Source organism: Corallococcus sp. AB018 (assembly GCF_003986945.1).
Taxonomy (GTDB): domain Bacteria; phylum Myxococcota; class Myxococcia; order Myxococcales; family Myxococcaceae; genus Corallococcus; species Corallococcus exiguus.
Genome location: NZ_RAWR01000211.1, coordinates 1 through 18,434, shown reverse-complemented (window position 1 = coordinate 18,434; position 18,434 = coordinate 1). Strand labels below are relative to the sequence as shown.

Sequence of the window (18,434 nt, the reverse complement as noted above, 5' to 3'; positions counted from 1 at the left end):
CCTGCCCCCGCCGCCCCCGCGAAGAAGTCGAAGGTCTCCGCGGCCCCGGCTGCCCCGGCCACGGGCGAGATTCACGCGCGGCCCGCCTCGCTGTGGCGCCGGCTGTTGTCCTTCACCGTCGACACCGCGGCCATCAGCGCCGTGGCGGCGGCCTACATCACCCTGGCCTCGTCGGTCGCGGGCGTGAAGGGTCCGCAGCCGGGGCTGACCGGGCTGGACGCCTTCGTCGCCTGGCTGCGCGCGCTGCACTCCGTGCTGCTGCCGGGCGTGGTCCTGGTGCTGGTGCTCGCCACCGTGTATTGCGCGGTCGCGGCCTTCCTGTGGAATGGACGCACCCTGGGACGATTGCTCCTGGGCCTGCGGCTGGTGGACACCCATGGCATGGCGCCCACCCCGGGCCGGGCCATCTTCCGGGCGCTGCTCGCCGGGCTTTCCTTCGTTCTCTTCCTGGGCGGGTTCTGGATGGCGCTGTTCGACCGCCGCGGACAGACGCTCCATGACAAGCTGACGTCCACCTTCGTCGTCCAACCGAGCTGAAACAGGCTCATTGTACCTTGCGGCCGCGGCCGTAAGATGCCGCGGCCTTCATGCCTTCGCGTCTTGCCCAGCACCTCGTCTCGCGCGCCCTCCTGTCCCAGGAGCAGGCCGGAGAGTTGTTGCGTCTGCACCAGGCCCAGGGAGGCCATGTGGACACCGCGCTCCTGGAGCGCGGCATGTCCGAAGCGGACGTCCTCGCGATGCTGGGCGAGGTCTCCGGCTTCCGGCCCGTGAACCTGGTGGACTTCGAGCCCAACCTCGAGGTCGCCAGCTTCATCCCCCCGAAAATCGCCGAACGCCTGAGCGTCGTTCCCCTGTCCCTGGACGGCAACACGCTGCACGTGGCGTGCGCCTACCCGGTGCCCAAGAAGGAGCTGGACGAAGTCGGCTTCCTCCTGGGCAAGCCGCTGGAGCTGTGGGTCGCCATCGAGCTGCGGGTGCGCGAGTGGATCTCCATCATCTACCGCCAGCCGCTGACGCCCCGCTTCGTGCAGCTGGCCGCGGCGGTCGCCCAGCAGGCCGGAGCGCTCACGCCGCCCCCGCCTCCGCCGCCAGACGACGAGTCGATGACGGTGGACATGGTGGAGCAGTTGGCGCGCAACGTGGCCCAGGAGCCCGTGCCCGCGGCAGCCCGTCCCGCCGCCGCGCGTGAGCCCGAGCCCGCGGACATCCCCCCGCCCGCGTACACGCGCGAGCCGCTGCGCCTGAACACCTCCGCGGGTCCGGTGACGACGGCCCGCGCGGTCCAGCGCCCCACGCCGGCGCCGACGCCCACGGACATCCCGCCCCCCGCGTACACGCGCGAGCCCCTGCGGCTGAACATGCCGGGCACGCCCGCGCGCGCCACGCCTCCCGCGCAGGCTCCGAACCAGGGCGCGTCGGGGAACGCCGCGCCGCCGACCCTCTACCCGCCGGGAGAGCGTCCTCTACCGCCGCCGCAGCCCGTGCCCGTGCTGTTGCCCGTGGGTCCGGCAGGTACGTCCGCCACCGCGCCTCATGGGGGTCGACCCGCCGCGCCCGGAGCGTTCGCCACGCCGCCGCAGGCCGCGAGCCGTCCCGGAACCACCGTGCAGGGTCCCGCGACGCAGGGCTTCGGAGGACAGGGCCCCACCGCGCAGGGCATCTCCCCGACGCAGGGCTTCGGAGGACCGGGGCCCACGACGCAGGGCTTTGGCGGACCGGGGCCCGCGACCACGGGCCAAGGTGCTCGACCGGGAACTCCCGTGCAGAGCCCCCAGGGCACCACCCCGGCCGCGCAGTCGGCACAGGGCCCTGCTCGACCGGGCACCACCGTCCAGACCTCGCAGGCCACGCCCCCCACGGCGCCTCCGGCCGCGAGCCGTCCCAGCGCCCCCGCGCAGCCCCCGGGAGCCCGTCCCGCGGTGTGGCCGCCCTCGCCCGAGCAGCAGGCCCGCGCGGCCCAGACCGCCACGCCGACCCAGCCGCCGGTTCCCCCCGCGCCGCCCCGGGGCGAGCCGTCGTTCATCATCTTCAGCAACCCCGCGTCCACGCAGGGCGCGACCCGTCCTCGCGCGCCGGAGCCCGCCTCCGTCCCGGGTGCCTCCAGCGCGCCGGATGCCGCCGTGCCGGAATGGACGCTGCCCCAGGCCCGCTCCGCGCTGCGCGAGTCGACGCGAGACCTGGACCGCCTGCTGGACGTGGCGCTGCGCTTCGGCCGCCGCACGTTCGACTACGTGGCCGCCTTCGCCGTCGTGCGCGGCGCCGCGGGTGGCTGGGACGCGCGCGGAGAGGGCCTGGACGCGAACGCCCTCTCCCTGGTCTCCATCCCCCTGGACGCGAGCAGCGTCTTCCGCACCGTCGCCGTCACGCGTGGCAGCTACGCGGGCCCGCTGCCTCCGGACGCGCTCACGCGTCACTACCTGGAGCTCTTCGGCCGCCAGGCCCCGCGCACCGTCTTCCTGTACCCGGTGGAGGTGAAGGGCCGCCTCGTGGCCATCCTCTACGGCGACTGCGGCCAGAAGCCGATGAGCCAGCGCCGGCTGAGCGACTACATCCTGTTCTGCCAGGACCTGCCGGCCGCCTTCCAGGAGCTCATCCTCTTCCGCAAGCAGCGCGTGTCCGAGCTGCGCGCGCCGGAAGAAGACATCTCCATCGACGTGGACGTGCCCGGCTTCCCGGCCCCGGTGCAGCCCGCTCCCGCACCCGCCGTGGTCGCGGGGCTCGGGTGGAACCCCGTCTTCGGCCGTGGAGGCGTGGCCAACCTGGGCCGCGCCGCCGCCCTGCCTCCGCGCGTGCTGTCGCCGGAAGAGCGCCCGCCCCCGGACTTCACGCCGCTCCTGCGCCGGCTCACCGGCCCGGACGCGTCCCAGCGCTCCAGCGCCATCGCGGAGCTGGCGCGTTCACCTGAAGCCAGCGCCCGGGTGCTCGCGCAGCACTTCCCCGGCCCCACCGCCTGGAGCCGCCTGCCCGTGGTGGAGCTGCCGGAAGCGGACGAGCTGGGCCCCATCCCCGCGGCCCTGTCGCGCCTGGGCCGTCCCGCGGCCCTCGCGCTGGCGCCGCTGTTGGACTCGAACGACGCGGACACGCGCTACCTGGCGCTGCTCACCGCGGGCAACCTGCCCTACGCGGAGCTGGTGGACGGCGTGCTGCGCGGCCTGTTCGACATGGAGCCGGACATCTCCAGCGCCGCGCGAGTCGCCGCCGCCGCGCTCAAGCACCTGCCGCGCCTGGACGCGTCCCTGCGCGACCTGCGCCAGGAGCTGGCCAGCCGGGACGCCCTGCGCCGCTCGCTGGCGGCCCGTGCCCTGGGCACGCTGCACGACCGCGACGCCATCGAGGGCCTCATCAACCTCACCGGCAGCGACGACGCCATGTGCGCGCAGGCCGCCGCGGAGGCCCTGCGCGAAGTCACCCGCGCCACGCTGGGGCTCCAGCCGCGCCAGTGGTCGGCGTGGTGGGCGGAGAACCGCAGCCGCCGCCGCGCGGACTGGCTGGTGGCCGCGCTGCGACACCGCGAGTTGGACGTGCGGCTCGCCGCCATCGAAGAGCTGAGCCGCGCCCTGCACGACACGCTGGGCTACTACGCGGACGCTCCCGACGCGGAGCGCGAGTCCGCGGTGCGGCGCTGGGAGTCGGCGGCGGTCGATCCCGCCAACGCCCGCCGGTTGGGCATGCTCTGAGCCACGGAGGCGCGCGATGACGGGCGCCATGTGGGTCAGCCTTCTGGCGTGCGCGGGGCAGCTCGCGCTCGCCGGCATCGCGCTCGCCCGCGTGGGACGAAGCCCCCTCGCGCTGCCGCTGTCTCTCTTGTCCATCGCGCTGTCCACCTGGAACTTCTCCGCCTTCGGGCTGGCGCGTTCGGGGGACACCGGCTGGCGGCTGATGGGCTTCGCCGCGGCGCTGATGACGCTGCCGTGCGCGTTGCACTTCATCCTCGCGTTCGTGGGCCGCCGCCGCCGCTCCGCCCGGGTCCTGTACGGAACCTACGCGGTGATGGGCGCGCTCGCGCTGACGATGATCATCGCCATGGGCGTGCCCGCGCTGCAGGAGCGCATCTACACCTTCCGCTTCGGGCTCGCGGTCGCCTTGGGCGTCATCCCCATCCTCACCACGGGCTTCGTGCTGCTCACGCGCCACCTGCGCCACACAAGCTCGGAGAACTCGCAGGACGAACGGGCGCGAGCGGGGTTGATGCTGCTGGGGCTCACGCTGCTCGTCGCGCTGCTGCTCACGGACCTGGCGGCGGACATGGCCCTCCCCGTGCCGAAGCTGGGCAACGTGGGCACGCTGCTGGGCCTGCCGGTGATGGCCACCGCGTCCTTGCGCTTCCAGCTCTTCGGCAAGGACGCGCGCGCCACGAACGCGGCGATGCACGCGGTCGTGCTCGCGCTGGTAGGCGTGCTCGCCTACCTGGTGCTCTTCCGCGCCTTCGCCGCCGAGTCGGGAGCGCTGGTCGTGGGCACCACCGCCATCACCTTCGCGCTGCTCGCGGCGGCGCGGCGGGGCGTCACCGCCTTCGTCACCCAGCGCGAGCGACTGGAGCAACTGGCCACGCTGGGGCGCTTCTCCGCGCAGATGGCGCACGACCTGAAGAACCCCATCGCCGCGCTCAAGGGCGCCGCGCAGTACCTGAAAGAGGAGCACGCGCGCGGCCACTCCTGGGACGCGCACGGTGACTTCCTGGACCTGCTGCTGGAGCAGGTGGAGCGCCTGGACCGCGTGGCGGGCACGTACCAGCGCCTCGCGCGAGTGGAGCCGCTGCGCCGGCCGCTGGACTTGAACCGGCTGGTGGAGGGAGTGCTGTCACTCCAGGCCTTCGCGACCCCGGGCGCGGTGGAGCTGAAGAAGGAGCTCGCGCCCGGCCTGCCCGAGTGCGCGGGAGACGAGGACCTGCTCGCCAACGCGCTGGAGAACCTGGTGCGCAACGCCTACGAGGCCATGCCAGAGGGCGGCACCCTCACCGTGCGCACGCAGCGGGACGGCGGCGCGGTGGTGGTGGAGGTGCAGGACACCGGCAGCGGCATGGACGCGCGCACGCGAGAGCGGGCCTTCGACGACTTCTTCACCACCAAGGCGACGGGCAGCGGCCTGGGGCTGGCCTTCGTGCGGCGCGTGGCGGAGGCGCACGGAGGCACTGCGTCCCTGACGAGCGGCGAGGGGCATGGCACCATCCTCCGCCTGCGCCTGCCGGCGGCCCCCGTTTCCCAGGCCCCGGCATCCGAGGGAGAAGCCGCGTGAGCGAAGCACTGAAGGGCCACGTCCTGGTGGTCGACGATGATCCCGCGCTGCTCAAGGTGCTGGGCGCGCTGCTCACCCAGGCGGGCCTCACTCCGCATCCGGCCTCGAACGCGAAGGACGCCCTGGCCCTGCTCGCGCGCCGCCCCATCGACGTGGTGCTGAGCGACGTGCGCATGCCGGGCATGAGCGGCATGGAGCTGCTCGCGGAGGTGGGACGCGGCTGGCCGGACGTGCCCGTGCTGCTGATGACCGCGCACGGCACGGTGCCGCTCGCGGTGGAGGCGATGAAGGCGGGCGCGGCGGACTTCGTGCTCAAGCCCTTCGACCGCGAGGAGCTCCTCTTCACGCTGAAGAAGGCCCTGCTCCACGCGAGCCAGGACCCGGAGCCCACGCGAGGCACCGGCAAGGCGCCGGACGGACTCGACAGCCTGCTCATGGGCGCGAGCCGCGCGATGAAGGACGTGAAGGCCCTGCTGGTGAAGGCCGCCCAGGGCACCGCCACGGTGCTGCTCCGGGGCGAGTCCGGTACGGGCAAGGAGCTGGCCGCGCGAGCCCTGCACGAGAACAGTCCCCGGCGCGCGGGCCCGTTCGTGAAGCTGCACTGCGCGGCGCTCCCGGACACGCTCTTGGAGAGCGAGCTGTTCGGCTACGAGAAGGGCGCCTTCACCGGCGCGGCGACGCGCAAGCCCGGACGCGTGGAGCTGGCGCACGGCGGCACGCTGTTCCTCGACGAGATTGGCGACGTGTCCCCCGCCGTGCAGGTGAAGCTCCTGCGCGTGCTCCAGGAGCGCGAGTTCGAACGGCTGGGCGGAACGCAGACAGTGAAGATCGACGTGCGCTTCGTCGCGGCCACGCACCAGTCGCTGGAGGACGGCGTGCGCCGGGGCACCTTCCGCGAGGACCTCTTCTACCGGCTCAACGTCGTGCCCCTCTGGTTGCCCACGCTGCGCGAGCGGCCGGAGGACATCGCGGCCCTCGCCCGCCACTTCCTGGACGTGCACGCCAAGAGCAACGGCCGGCCTCCGTTCACCCTGAGCGAGGACGGACTGCGCGCGCTCCAGGCCCAGCCGTGGCCCGGCAACGTGCGCCAGTTGCAGAACTTCCTGGAGCGGCTGGTGGTGCTCTCCGACGGGCCCATGCTGACCGGCGAGGACGTGGCGCGAGAACTCTCCCGCCAGCCGGGACTCGCGCCACCGCCCGTCGCCGCGCCGCTGCCTCCGTCGCCGTCCGACTCCGTCACGCTGGAGTCACGTCGCAAGGACGTGGAGAAGGAAGCGCTGGTGGATGCGCTGAAGCGCTCGGGTGATAACCGCACGCTGGCGGCTCGGCTGCTCGGGGTGAGCCGGCGCACGCTCTACAACAAGCTGGAGGAGCACGGCCTGCTGTAGAGGTGCCGGGAGGGCGACCCGCTGGAATCCAGCCCGTGTTGTCACCGAATGCTTCCGTGTACGGACCTGACTTCCAGGTTTATGCTGCTTCGCGCTCGAACTCCCTGGACGCGGCACCGCAGCGCACCCGAGTCCCCCTCCCGGCCCGCAAGGGCTGGCTGACACGAAGGAGCAACGCCCCCATGACCCAGTCCCTCGCCGCCCGCGTGAGCGGCCCCGTCTACACCCCCAACGACGCGGGCTATGCCCCGGAGAGCGCCGGCTTCAACGTCCTCGTCACGCACTCGCCGCAGTACGTGGTGGCGGTGAAGTCCACGAAGGACGTGGCGGAGGCCATCCGCTTCGCCCGGGAGAACCAGCTGCCCGTCTCAGTGCAGGCCACGGGGCACGGCACGTACGCGCCCGTCACCTCTGGCGTGCTCCTCTCCACGAAGGCGCTGAACCACGTGAGCATCGACCCCGCGACGCGCATCGCCACCATTGGCGCGGGCGCGCGCTGGGAGCCGGTCATCGAGGAGGCGGCGAAGCACGGCCTGACGCCCATCGCCGGCTCGTCCACGAACGTGGGCGTGGTGGGCTACCTGCTGGGCGGCGGCCTGGGGCCGCTGGTGCGCAGCCACGGCGTCAGCTCCGACTACGTGGTGGGCTACACGCTCGTCACCTCTGACGGCGAGACGGTGGAGGCGAGCGCCGAGCATCACCCGGACCTGTTCTGGGCCCTGCGCGGCGGCAAGGGCGGCTTCGGCATCGTGACGGAGGTGAAGCTCCAGCTGGTGGAGATGCGCTCGCTCTACGCGGGCAGCCTCTTCTTCGCGGAGGAGCACATCGAGGCCGTGCTGCGCGGCTGGGTGAAGTGGACGGCGGAGGCGGACGCGCGCGTGTCCACGAGCATCGCCGTGATGCGCTTCCCGCCGTTCGACTTCATCCCGCCCCCGCTGCAGGGGCGCACGGTGCTCAACCTGCGCTTCGCCTTCCCGGGCTCCACGGAAGAGGGCGCGAAGCTGGCGGCGCCCCTGCGCGCGCTGGCGCCCCTCTACCTGGACATGCTGGGCGAGCTGCCCGTGACGCAGATCGCGCGCATCCACAATGATCCGGACAAGCCCAGCCCCGTCTGGACCCACGGAATGATGCTGACCCACGTGGACCAGGACCTGGCGACCACGCTGCTGCGCCACGTGGGCGCTGGCGTGCAGACGCCGTACTTCCTGCTGGAGCTGCGGCACCTGGGCGGCGCCAGCCAGAAGGACGTGGCGGGCGGCTCGGCGGTGGGCGGCCGCGGTGGCAACTTCGTCGTCGGTCTGGTGGGCATGCACCCGCCGCTGTTCGAGACGGTGCTGCCCGGCGCCACCGAGGGCCTGCGCGCGGAGCTGAAGCCGTGGCTATCGCCGGAGATGACCATCAACTTCATGGGCAAGGTCCGCGACGCGGAGCACTTCGACAGCGCCTGGCCGGACACCATCCGCGCGAAGCTCAAGGAAGTGCGCGGCAAGTACGACCCGCACAAGCTCTTCGCGAAGTAGCGCTCAGGGAGCCATCGTCGCCAGCGCGTCCAGTTCCTCCTGGAACGCGGCGACCAGTGCCTCCGGGTCGGGCACGCGTGACGCATCCGAGGCCACGCCCACGGTCACCTGTCCCGAGTAGCTGAAGAGGCTGACCCCCAGGCCCACGTGGCCGGCCTGGGGGACCCAGAACGTGAGTCCCTTGAGTCGGCTGCCCGCGAGCGACACCGGCTGGCGCGGCCCGGGCACGTTGGTGGCGACGAGCGACGCCTTGGTGCCCATCACGTCCACGACGGCGCGCTCCAGCGCCGCGGGCGTGCGGCCCAGAAGCTCCAACACGCCGGACGTCACCACGGCCTCCGGTGAGCGCTTGAGGTGCTCCATCCGCTTCGCCACTTCGCGCAAGCGGCGGCGCGGTTCCGCCAGGTGCACGGGGAGCCGCAGGAACACCACGCCGAAGCGGTTGCCCAGCTCGCGAGGCACCGGCACATCCATGGGCCGCAGGTTCACCGGCACCAGCGCGTGCACGTCCTCCAGTGGAGCGTCCCGCGTGGCCAGATAGCGCCGCAGCGCGCCCGTCACCGCCGTGAGCAGCACGTCGTTCACCGTACCGCCCAGGGTCCGGCCCACGGCCTTCACCCGCTCCAACTCAATGGGCTCCGACCACGCGGCGACCTTCCGGGGGCCCAGCGGCCCGCGCAAGGGAGAGCGTGGATCCGGAGGCAGCACCAGCAGCTTCCCCAATGCCGCCGCGCCCTTCGCGCCTTCGCGAACAAGGTCGCCCGCGAGGATGGGCTCACGCACCATTTCCGCGCCCTTGCGCAGCGCGGAGCGGGCGCCCCGGGCGAAACGCAGCCAGCCAGGAGCGCCTGGCCGCCGCTCCGGTTCGGAAGGCGTGACCGCTTCCTGGCTTTCATCCCAGGTTTCCGGCACGGCGACCGCGTCCACCGGATCCGTGAGGGACAGCAACACCCGCGCGAGCGCGATGCCATCCGCGATGCAGTGGTGCAGCCGCGCGAGCAGCACGTCCCCGCCCGGCGCGCCGCGCACCAGGTGGAAGTGCCACAGCGGACGGGAGCGCTCCAGAGGCACGCCCAGCCAGTCCCCGACGAGCGCCTCCAGCCCCGCGCGTCCCGCCGACTCCGGCACGCGCAGCGTGGACAAGTGCTCCTCCAGCTCGAAGTCCGGCGCGTCCTCCCAATGCGGCGCGCCCAGCGGCCCGGGCACCACCCGCTGACGGAAGCGCGGATAGCGCTCCACCAGCCGCTCGCGCACCACCGCGCGCAGGCGCTCCAGGTCCACGGCGCCGTCGAACCACAGCACCGCGGTGATCATCATCAGGTTCGCGGGCTCCTCCATCTGGAGCCACGCCGCGTCCATGCTCGCCATCCGCTCGCGGCCTGCCATGGCGTCCTTCTCACCCGTGCACCCCGGTGGGGGCAAGGTCCTCCTCAAGGCTTGGGGTGCGGCTCCGGCGCTTCCTGCTTCTCCCGTTCGAACTGGAACGTCTGCCGGGTGGCGCCCGGCACCGTGAGCACGAGCGAGTCCTTCTCTTCAATGGCGTACGTGAAGTCCCCGCCCTTGAACTTCCCCTTGGACAAGGGCACCACGCGCTCCTTGCCGCACACCGGGCCCACCGCCTGACCGTCCTGCGTGCGCAGCGCCAGGTGCTTCTTGTCCTTCACCTCCAGCCGGCCCCACGCGCGAACATCCAGCGTGCTGCCGCGCCCGAGCGTCGCGTCATCCAGCTTCGTCCGCATCACGAAGCATCCGCTCGGCGTGATCTGCAACGCCCGCGCGTAGTCGGACCGGGGCTGCACGTCGATGCGCTCCTCCTTTCCCTGGTCCGTGTCCGGGATGCTCGCCGCGGACAGCACCCACGTGCCCACCAGCGCTTCGGGGACGGCCGTGCCCTTGGGCGCCTTGTCGCCTTCGCACGGGTTCGTCGCCAGCTTCTCCGGGCTCTTGGGCGCGGGCTCGAAGGACTTCTCGCAGGTGAGGCCGCACGACTTCGCCGCGCACGCCGTGTCATCCGGCGCGCAGGCCGCCTTGCTGGTGCAGGTCTTCAGCCGCTTGAGCGCGTCCTCGCAGCCCTCGCGCATGCACTTGTCGACGCACTCCGCGTCGATGCACTCCGCGACACAGACCCAGTTGGTGCGGCCACACACGCCCGCGACGGTGCGGGGAGACTGGGCCGCCGCGGGCAGCGAGGCGGCGGAGACGAGAAGCAGGACGAGGAGTCGGAACGGTCGCATGCGCCATGCAAGCTAGGCAGTGCGCCCACCTCCGGCGACACCCGGAGGCAGGCAGGCTGTCCACCGGGCATCACTCCGGGCTCCGGCACCGCCGTCAGGTGAACTGCCACCGCCAGGTGCGCGGGTCGGACGGATTGGGCAGCTCCAGCTCGAAGTCCAGCGTGTCGTAGCGGTTGAACTCGCGAGGCTCCACGCGCAGGAGCGTCATCGCCGTGGTGTTGCGCTCGCGCATGGGGGACACGTCGAAGGACAGCTCCGCGTCGAAGGCGACCTTGTAGAAGAGGCAGAAGCCGTCCACCCGCCCGTCCTCCTCCACCGGCCGCTGGATGCGCACGCGCGAGGGCAGCCCCTCCGCGCGCATCGTCTCCAGGTCGAACCCGAACGCGGGCTCCGGCTCACACAGCAGGTGGTCCACCTCGTAGGAGCGCACCAGCCGCGTGAAGTACGACGGGCTCATCGCCTCGCGCAGCGACTGGAGGCAGCGGAAGTCCACGTGGGGCAGGTGCTGCGTCCAGATGAACGGGACACATGCCTCCTCGCGGAGCTGCACGGGCTCCACGTAGACCTCGAAGCGGTTGGGGAGGATGCGGCCGCCGGGCTTGAGCAGGCGCGAGCGCAAGTCCAGCATCCGGGGCACGAGCCCCGCGTCGAGCAGCGCATCTCCCAACAGCTCATGCAGCAGCACGTCCGCCTTCTCCTGCGGCTGGAAGTGCCAGGTGGGCTCGCGCACGAAGGCGATGCGGTCCAGGCCGTTGCGGCGGGCCACCCATTGCGTGGTGTCCAACAGACGCGAGTCATCCACCGCGTACAGCTTGCGCGGGTTCTGGTGCGCGGCGAGGAAGGTGCGCAGGCCGGTGCCGGCCTTCACGTCCACCACCACCTGGTTGGGGCGCACGTAGCGCTCCACCGCGCGGCGCCACATCTCCACGCGTTGAGGATCCGCCAGCACGGAGTCCTGCGGCGCCGGACTGGACAGGGACAGGCTGTTGGGCGCGTGCCGGCGGTGGAGATGGGACACGATCGGCAGGTGGCTGAGACGCGAGCGCAGGTCCATCAATGCCTGACGCGGCAGGTCGAGCAGGTTCGACATGGTGGCTTCCCCCCGGAAGGCCGTGACGGTCCCGACAAAGACGCGGTCGACCACACCGTCCCCCGGAACCGGACTGCGAACGATGCGTGAGAGACGGGCTCCAACCCAATACGTCCCGAGGGCCACTCACTGTCCCCACGTGAACATCCCGCCTCGCACCGGGGTCCGAGAATCCACTCGCACCGCTTCGTGACAATCCCTCAAAGCAGGAAGGCACCGGTCGCCCCGGTGACCTCTCGCCGGCGGGTTGGAGACGGCGCCGGCGAGAGGCTTTCCCACCTGCACGGGAGCGTCCGCGAATGACAGTCCAAGCATCCCTCCGGGCGGGCAAGAAAACAGGTGGAGTGCGTCTTTTCCGGAAAGCCGCTCATTCACGAGCCCTGCTCGTGGACGGGAGGAAGGCTGCCGGTCACGCCCGTGGATGGACCCAGGTCTTGATGGAAGAGGGGTCACGGATGATGCGAGCGATGGAATCGCGGACGCAGGGCGGGCGGGAGCTGGTGGAGAACGTCGAGGGCGCGGCGCACTGGGAGGCGCAGCCGTGGCGTCTTCAGCTCCAGGACACGCGGGCGCGCGAGCACCGGGTGGCGCGGTCCGTGTGGGTGGCGGCGCTGCTGGCGGAGGGCTGCGCGGCGGAGGCGGAGGTGGCGGGGTTCGCGGGGGCGCTGGAGGACCGGGCGTCGCTGAGCATCGCGCAGGTGCTGCGCTTCGTGGACGGCGTGCGGGTGCGCATGGCGCTGGCGTGCACGGACGACGAGGTGTTGCAGCTGGCCTATCTGCGCCGCAGCGCGGAGGAGCTGGCGGAGCGGATGATTGACTGGGCCAACACGGGGCGGCTGCCGGCGTAGGGCCAGCGGGGCGCCGTGCGGACGTTGGTGATGGGCGTCCCGGGTGGGAGTGCCTTGACAGGGGCCGTGGGTCGCTTTCAGGTGGGGGCATGCTCGCCCTCGCACTTGCCGCCACGCTGGCGGCCGCACCCGCGCCTCGCGTCGCCGCCTCCACGGTCACGGTCCTCCACGCCCCGCAGTTGGATCAGCTCCAGGGGTTGAACGCGTTCCTGACGCGGGCCGGGGCGTACTCGCAGCTGCTGAACCCGGAGGCGTGGCGCGGAGAGCTGCACCCCATCCTGCAACTCGACCTCGGGAAGCCAGAGGTGATGGAGGCGCAGGGCATCGACGTGACGGGGCCGCTGACGGTGTCCATGCGGCAGGACGGCCGCATCGCGTGCACGCGGGTGAAGGACACGAAGGTGTTCCAGGAAGCAACGGCGAACGTGCTCGCGCGCAACGGCGACGTGAAGGCGGGCACGGTGAAGGGCGTGACGACGCTCCGCGCGCCGAGCGCCTCGGGTGGCTTCGGCGGCTACGTCATCAAGGGCCAGGAGGCCTGCGCCTTCCTGAGCACGGATTCGGACGACGCGCTCCGCAAGGAGGCCGCGAAGCTGGTGGCGCTCAAGGCGGCGGCCGCGGACGCGCGCATGGCCACGGTGCCGGGGGTGCTGTACCTGTCCACGAAGGACGGCGTGTTGGCGTTGGACGGCACGGCGACGGGGCTGAAGGTGGAGGGCACGACGACGAAGCTGCCGCTGCCGCCCTTCCAGGCCAAGGGCACGAGCCCCTACGGCGCCATGTCCCCCGCGGGCCTGCTCTTCGCCAGGGCACAGGTGGCGCCGACAGGCGTGGCGCAGGCGGTCGATTCAGTGGGGGCCGCGGTGCAGTCGGTGTGTCCCGCGTGTCCGGCGGCGGACGTGAAGGCGGTGACGGACGCGCTGGCGAAGCAGATGACGGGGCAGGTGTTGTTCGGCGTGGACTCGGTGGTGGTGCGCGGTTCACTGCGCAAGCCGGAGGTGCGCTTCTTCGCGGCGAAGCAGGCGTTGGCGGCGGAGGTGACGGACGCGGCGGCGGTGAAGGCGGCGCTGGCCCCGCTGGCGAAGTTCCCGGGCGCCAGGACGCTGGAGGACGGCTACGCGATGGAGGCCAAGGGCGGCAGCGTCTACGTGCGGCTCAAGGGCAAGCAGCTGGTGTTCGGCAATGACTCCACGGTGACGCAGACGATGCTCGCGTCGCTGCCGGAGAAGGGCGGCCCGCTGAAGCGCGCGGTGGAGTTCACGCTGGATCCGAAGAAGCTGGCGCGGGGCCTGTCGCAGGTGTCGCTGATGGACGTGATGGGCGACGAGCGCCTGGCCGCGTTCTTCGGAGCGAGCACGGAGCTGGGCCCCCTGCTCGCGAAGAGCGACAGCATCACCGGCTGGCTGGACAGTGCGCCCAACGGCGCGCACCGCTTCCAGATGAACTGGTCTTTGCCGGAGAAGAACTGAAGCACGAACATGCGATTCCTCGCCGCCACCGCGCTCCTGCTGTTCCTTTCTGCATGTGCCACATCGACGCCGCAGATGAAGGCGCCAGCGGTTCGTGAGTCACGCTTCACCAATCTCCAGCGAGCAGCAACGTTGCCCTGGAGGGACGAGGGGAAGTGCGTCGTCCGGGAAGCCTCTCAGCCGTGGGACGTGGTGGTGGAGCGGTGCTTTCAGGCGCTCGACTCCAGGAGGATCCGTTTCGAGGACTCCGAGCATCGCTGCCCCGTGGCATCAGCGGACGCGGCCGCCCTGCAAACCATGGTGGGCGTCTGCCTTCTGACCCAACCGGAGATCGTCGTGGGTGCGGTGATCGTCATCGGTGTCGTGGTGGTGGCGGTCGCCATCGCGGAAGAGCTGGAGGCATACGAACTGCGGCATGCCTATCCGGATGAAGATGCGCCCCGGACCCAGCCACTCACGCAACAGTCCGTGGTGGAGCATGGCCCTGACCCCACAGGGCGTTCCTCCGGGCAGGACTGGTTTCCTCCACCCGGGCCCCCCAGTTCCGCGGAGCCACGAGAGCGCCGCCCGGAGTGCATTCCCAAACGGGTACCACCCAAAGGCGGCCATCCCCTTCACAACAGATGTGCGGACGGAATCCCGGGCAACACCTTCCGCGGCGCCAATGCCCTGGTCAACGGCAAGGCCTACGACGGGCTCCAGTCCGCGTTCCGCACGCTCTGGGAGGTGAAGACCGACAATTTCGACACGTACTCAGCCTTCCTGCGAAGGACGGTGCCAGAGAAGCAGTTGATGGAGATGCGGCACGAACGCGACCTCGCTCGTGCGTGTGGATTCGACTTTCGGGTCGGCGTTCGCAGTGCCGCGCATCAAGAGGCGTTGGAGATCGCGGATCCCGATCTCGAGGGAACCATCATCCTCATGGAGTGGTGCAAGGATGACGAAGCAGAGGAATAACCTGGTCATGATGACCTACGCGCCCGCGCTCGTAGGCAATGACAGCCGCCCTCTGGCCGTCGTCCACGGCATGGAGCGAGCCATCCCCGGCCTGCGCCTGGACTGGGCGATTTCCGTCGAAGGAAATCCCTATCCCCTGCCCCAACGGGACGCATGGGTCCTCGGCGGCAGGCCGGATGGCCCCGGGTTCCCTCTGGTCTGCAATGGCCCCAACGAGAGTGAACTCGTCACGGTCTACGGACTGGAGATCTCAGCGGACTCCGGGCCAGGAGGCCAACCGTTGTTCGACGTCCACGCGGAGATGCCGATGAATGCGGGCAACCTCGCGGCGGCAGGGAATCTGCTGGAAGGTATCGCGGAGGGCGCGCGCGCGTTCTGGGGTCACGCGACACCTTTTCCCGCAGGCGTGGAGATCGCGCGTCAGACCAAGAATTGGGCAGCGAATCCAAAGCCTCCGCCTCGCGGACTGCCGGCACTCAAGCTCGCACGGGAAATCCCCTCACCGGAATGTCCCCATCGCCTGGGCTGGCTCAACTACTGGTCGGCCGCGACGGCGCGCCGCATCGGGTTCCCGGACCCGGTGCGCGACACGGAGCTGCTGTCGCGAGCCCGGCGCACCACAACGGGTGGATGGATTGTCCGCCTCACCGAGGAACCGCTCGATCTCGACATCCCCACCCATCTTGAAACGCTCCTGCGAGCCTACGAGCGCTTCCCAGCAATCGGCGGACGCGTGCCCACCTGAGCGCGGCTACTTGCGCACCAACTCCACCTGCATGCCCAACAGCTTGCGGCCCTCGCCCGTGGTGCCGCACATCGCGCCGTCCGTGAGCGGCCCCAGGGGGCGCTCCATCCCCTCCACCTTGCACCAGTAGCGCACCGTGTAGAGGTGCGCCCCCTCGCCGCGCAGCCGGATGCCGAAGGCCTCCAGACGCCGTGACTCGCCCTGTGTTCCGCAGGGCGTGCCCTCGGGCAGCCACCCCGAATCACCGGTGTCCTGGAGGTGGCACTGGTACTCCAGCTGCACGGCCTTCATGGGGCGCTTCAGGTGGAACTCGAACTGCTCGATGCGCTTGGGCTGCGTGGGCAGCCACGTGGCCCGGCTGGAGCTCTGGTTGCCGATGTCCTCGCTGTGCACCGTGCCCACCAGGTCCACCGTCTTCGAGGGACCGGCACCCAGCGTCGACGCCAACATCATTCCAACCAGCAGGCTCTTCATGGGGCTTCCTTGTGGGACACACCCATCCCGACGTGGCCGGAGTGAACCTATTCACCCGGAGCGCGATGCCGTCCGCTACCGGTACGCATCGACGACGTAGGCCGCCGCGGTAGAGCCTTCGAGAATCGCCATCCCAGGCTTCGAGTCCGGACTCTTCCGCATCTGGTCCTGGCTGAGCCGAGCCACGGCACAGATGGGGAACTTCTCGCTGTCCGGTGGATGGGCCTCGTAATACCGGATGACGACCTGCGGTCCGCTCGTCCAGACCTGCCCATACAAACGGGTCGTCGCCTCCAACGTGCCAAAGTCATCCTCAAGGATGCTTTCAATCGGTCCGTCGTAGATCGTGGGACGCCGTGAACCAATCTGGTTCGCGTCCAGTTCGACCAATTGCGCGTCCCCCACACGCAACTTCAAGGCACGCATCGTCCGCTTGGCTTCCTCTGAGCACTCCTGCGGCCCAGGAGTTCCATCGGGGCGCAGCGACACCCCGCTGCTGGTACATCCAGAAGACGCAGCAATCAGGACGAAAGTGCCGAGCAGCAGGGCCTTGGTCATGGACATGGGGGCGACTTTTCTACTGCCGAACGAGTGCATGTTCCATCGCCACGGCGACCTGGAGGAGCCCATCCCCACGGAAGATCTGGAGGGCCAGATCCGCCAACTGACCACCCTCCAGTTCGAAGGAACTCTTGTCCACGACGACCGCGATCCTTCCCGACTGGCCAGGGACGATGACCGACCGTTCCATGCGCAACGCGAACGGGCGAGCCGTGCGGAGGGAGAGGTCACGAGTCACGGAAGCCCCCTCGAGCGTCCACGCCTCCTCGAGCACGGTGTTCCGCAAGGTCACCACGGCGGCTGCCTTGCCGGGTCCCTTGAAGAGTTCAACCACCATGTCCATGTCCTCGTGCCGCAGGCGGAAGACCCGCTTGCGCCGGAACGGCGTCTTCCCCACCTCTCCGTTGGAGAGAAGCGTCGCGTAGGCATGGTCGATGGAGTTCTCCTCCTTCTTGAACCGCTCGTTCTCCTCACGCAGCGCACGCTCTCGGTTGAGCGCGTCATACAGCCCTGAAAGCACCGCGTTGTAGCTGCCAGGGTCCTTGAACACATTGACCTGGTAGTCGATCCACCCCCAGGACTCGCGGAGCTTCGGCCTCACGAGGAAGGTGAACGCTGTCCCATCCGCGAGTGTCACGTGAAGCGGCAGCGCCTCCCCCTCGTCCAGGTCGCGCAGCGGCTCGATCACCACCTTCTTGCTTCCAACGAGCAGCGGTTCGAAGCGCCCCTCCCAGGCCAGGAGCCGTGTCTTCGTGGGCACGATGTCCTGCTCGAAGCGCAGCACGCTCGCCACCTGCGCGGAGACGTAGATGGACGGCGCTTCCTGTCCGGGATGGGCTGGAACCTGGAGCGTCCGGATCCTGAGCTTTTCTTCAAGCTCTCGGGCCAACGCCGGAAACGCCAACAAGCCGAGCAGCAGGCCGCATTTGAGTGACAGCGAAGAGGACATGGCTGCCCCCACTTATCAGGGTGGGTGCCATCCATCCAACCTACGCCGTCCGCTCGCGAGGCCACCCCGTCCGCGATCGGTTCCGCTCTGCCTCCTCTGCCCGCGCCAGCCCCCGCTGGATGTCATTCCAGTCCAACGTCCCCGCGAGCAGCCCGTCCTCGTCCACCACCGCGGCCATGGGCACGCGCGCCTCCGCCATCCTGCGCAGCGCCGCCCACCCGTCCTCGCGCAGGTCCGCCACCACTCCGTCCTCCATCGCGTCGCGCACCACGTAGCTTCCGCGCTGCGCCTCCGGCACCGCCTGCACCGCCGCCCACGTCACCCGCCCCACCGGCCGCCCCGTGCTCGTCACCGGCAACATGCTCACGTGCTCGTGACGCAGCGCCCAGTGCGCGTCCTGCATCGACAGGTCCAGGTCCACGCCCACCATCCGCGGCGTCATCAGCGCCTCCACCTGCACCTTCTCCAGCACTGCCTTCATCCGCACCTGCCGCGACTCCCCTTCCGCCCCCATCAGCACGAAGAACGCCACCACCAGCGTGAACGGGTTCAGCGTCACCAGCCCCCACACGCCGAACAACACCGCGAACAGCCGCCCCAGCCCCGCCGCCACCTTCGTCGCCCGCAGCAATCCCAGCCGGGGCGTCAGCGCCGCGCGCACGATGCGGCCTCCGTCCATGGGGAACGCCGGCAACAGGTTGAAGCCCCCCAGCACCGCGTTGAGCATCGCCAGCGTGAAGAGCGCGAACTGCACCTGGAACATCCCCAGGCCGTGCACCACCCACGTCAGCGCGCCCAGGAACGCCGCCAGCCCCAGGCTCGTCAGCGGGCCCACCAGCGCCATCAACGCCTCGTCCCGGGGACGCTTGGGCACCTCCGCCAGCTCTGACACACCGCCGACAGTCATCAGCGTGATGCCGTGCACCTCGCCGCCATGCCGCAGCGCATAGAACGTGTGCGCCAT

Annotated in this window: 16 protein-coding genes; 9 read left to right on the top strand and 7 right to left on the bottom strand. The window is 70.6% G+C overall.

Translation table 11 applies throughout. From position 1 onward, the window contains the following. From D7Y11_RS33790 to D7Y11_RS33770, 5 genes are all read left to right on the top strand, one after another. Positions 1–537, top strand: a 537-nt coding sequence (locus D7Y11_RS33790; protein ID WP_126935756.1) for an RDD family protein, incomplete at its 5' end; no start/stop codon positions are given. Positions 538–587: 50 nt separating this feature from the next. Then, entirely contained in the window at positions 588–3,677 is a 3,090-nt protein-coding gene (locus D7Y11_RS33785; protein WP_126935755.1) for a FrgA protein, read from the top strand. A 16-nt stretch (positions 3,678–3,693) separates the two neighbouring features. Beyond that, positions 3,694–5,235: an ATP-binding protein gene (locus D7Y11_RS33780; protein WP_126935754.1), complete on the top strand. Its 1,542-nt coding sequence runs from the start codon at positions 3,694–3,696 to the stop codon at positions 5,233–5,235. Next, positions 5,232–6,623, top strand: coding sequence for a sigma-54 dependent transcriptional regulator (locus tag D7Y11_RS33775; RefSeq protein ID WP_121755458.1), 1,392 nt, complete (start codon positions 5,232–5,234; stop codon positions 6,621–6,623). The genes D7Y11_RS33780 and D7Y11_RS33775 overlap by 4 nt, the downstream gene beginning before the upstream one ends. 182 nt (positions 6,624–6,805) lie before the next feature. Then, the gene (locus D7Y11_RS33770; RefSeq protein WP_126935753.1) at positions 6,806–8,143 is read left to right on the top strand and encodes an FAD-binding oxidoreductase; all 1,338 of its coding nucleotides are present in this window, start codon (positions 6,806–6,808) and stop codon (positions 8,141–8,143) included. A gap of 3 nt (positions 8,144–8,146) precedes the next feature. On the opposite strand, the gene D7Y11_RS33765 is transcribed toward D7Y11_RS33770, so the two are convergent. From D7Y11_RS33765 to D7Y11_RS33755, 3 genes are all read right to left on the bottom strand, one after another. Continuing rightward, entirely contained in the window at positions 8,147–9,529 is a 1,383-nt protein-coding gene (locus D7Y11_RS33765) for a wax ester/triacylglycerol synthase family O-acyltransferase (protein WP_126935752.1), read from the bottom strand. A gap of 44 nt (positions 9,530–9,573) precedes the next feature. Then, positions 9,574–10,377, bottom strand: a complete 804-nt coding sequence (locus D7Y11_RS33760) for a hypothetical protein (RefSeq protein WP_126935751.1) — start codon at positions 10,375–10,377, stop codon at positions 9,574–9,576. A 94-nt stretch (positions 10,378–10,471) separates the two neighbouring features. Continuing rightward, entirely contained in the window at positions 10,472–11,467 is a 996-nt protein-coding gene (locus D7Y11_RS33755) for a class I SAM-dependent methyltransferase (RefSeq protein WP_121755462.1), read from the bottom strand. A gap of 455 nt (positions 11,468–11,922) precedes the next feature. Between D7Y11_RS33755 and D7Y11_RS43530 the strand changes: the two genes are divergently transcribed. The 4 genes from D7Y11_RS43530 to D7Y11_RS33735 all read left to right on the top strand — a co-directional run bounded on the left by D7Y11_RS43530 (position 11,923) and on the right by D7Y11_RS33735 (position 15,486). Further along, entirely contained in the window at positions 11,923–12,315 is a 393-nt protein-coding gene (locus D7Y11_RS43530) for a hypothetical protein (protein ID WP_158629188.1), read from the top strand. A gap of 89 nt (positions 12,316–12,404) precedes the next feature. Beyond that, complete coding sequence (locus D7Y11_RS33745; protein ID WP_120579970.1) at positions 12,405–13,784, top strand: hypothetical protein; 1,380 nt, start codon at positions 12,405–12,407, stop codon at positions 13,782–13,784. Positions 13,785–13,793: 9 nt separating this feature from the next. Next, positions 13,794–14,741 carry a DUF6310 domain-containing protein gene (locus tag D7Y11_RS33740; protein ID WP_120579971.1) on the top strand — a complete coding sequence of 316 codons (948 nt, stop codon included), beginning with the start codon at positions 13,794–13,796 and terminating at the stop codon, positions 14,739–14,741. Further along, positions 14,722–15,486 (top strand): DUF5953 family protein, encoded by a 765-nt coding sequence (locus D7Y11_RS33735; RefSeq protein ID WP_120579972.1) that lies wholly within the window; start codon positions 14,722–14,724, stop codon positions 15,484–15,486. The genes D7Y11_RS33740 and D7Y11_RS33735 overlap by 20 nt, the downstream gene beginning before the upstream one ends. 6 nt (positions 15,487–15,492) lie before the next feature. On the opposite strand, the gene D7Y11_RS33730 is transcribed toward D7Y11_RS33735, so the two are convergent. The 4 genes from D7Y11_RS33730 to D7Y11_RS33715 form a co-directional block, all read right to left on the bottom strand. Then, positions 15,493–15,960 (bottom strand): hypothetical protein, encoded by a 468-nt coding sequence (locus D7Y11_RS33730; RefSeq protein ID WP_121755463.1) that lies wholly within the window; start codon positions 15,958–15,960, stop codon positions 15,493–15,495. Positions 15,961–16,035: 75 nt separating this feature from the next. Continuing rightward, complete coding sequence (locus D7Y11_RS33725) at positions 16,036–16,524, bottom strand: serine/threonine protein kinase (protein ID WP_120579974.1); 489 nt, start codon at positions 16,522–16,524, stop codon at positions 16,036–16,038. A gap of 13 nt (positions 16,525–16,537) precedes the next feature. Then, positions 16,538–17,470 carry a DUF2381 family protein gene (locus D7Y11_RS33720; protein WP_233597357.1) on the bottom strand — a complete coding sequence of 311 codons (933 nt, stop codon included), beginning with the start codon at positions 17,468–17,470 and terminating at the stop codon, positions 16,538–16,540. 40 nt (positions 17,471–17,510) lie between these two features. Continuing rightward, positions 17,511–18,434, bottom strand: a 924-nt coding sequence (locus tag D7Y11_RS33715; RefSeq protein ID WP_126935750.1) for a site-2 protease family protein, incomplete at its 5' end; no start/stop codon positions are given.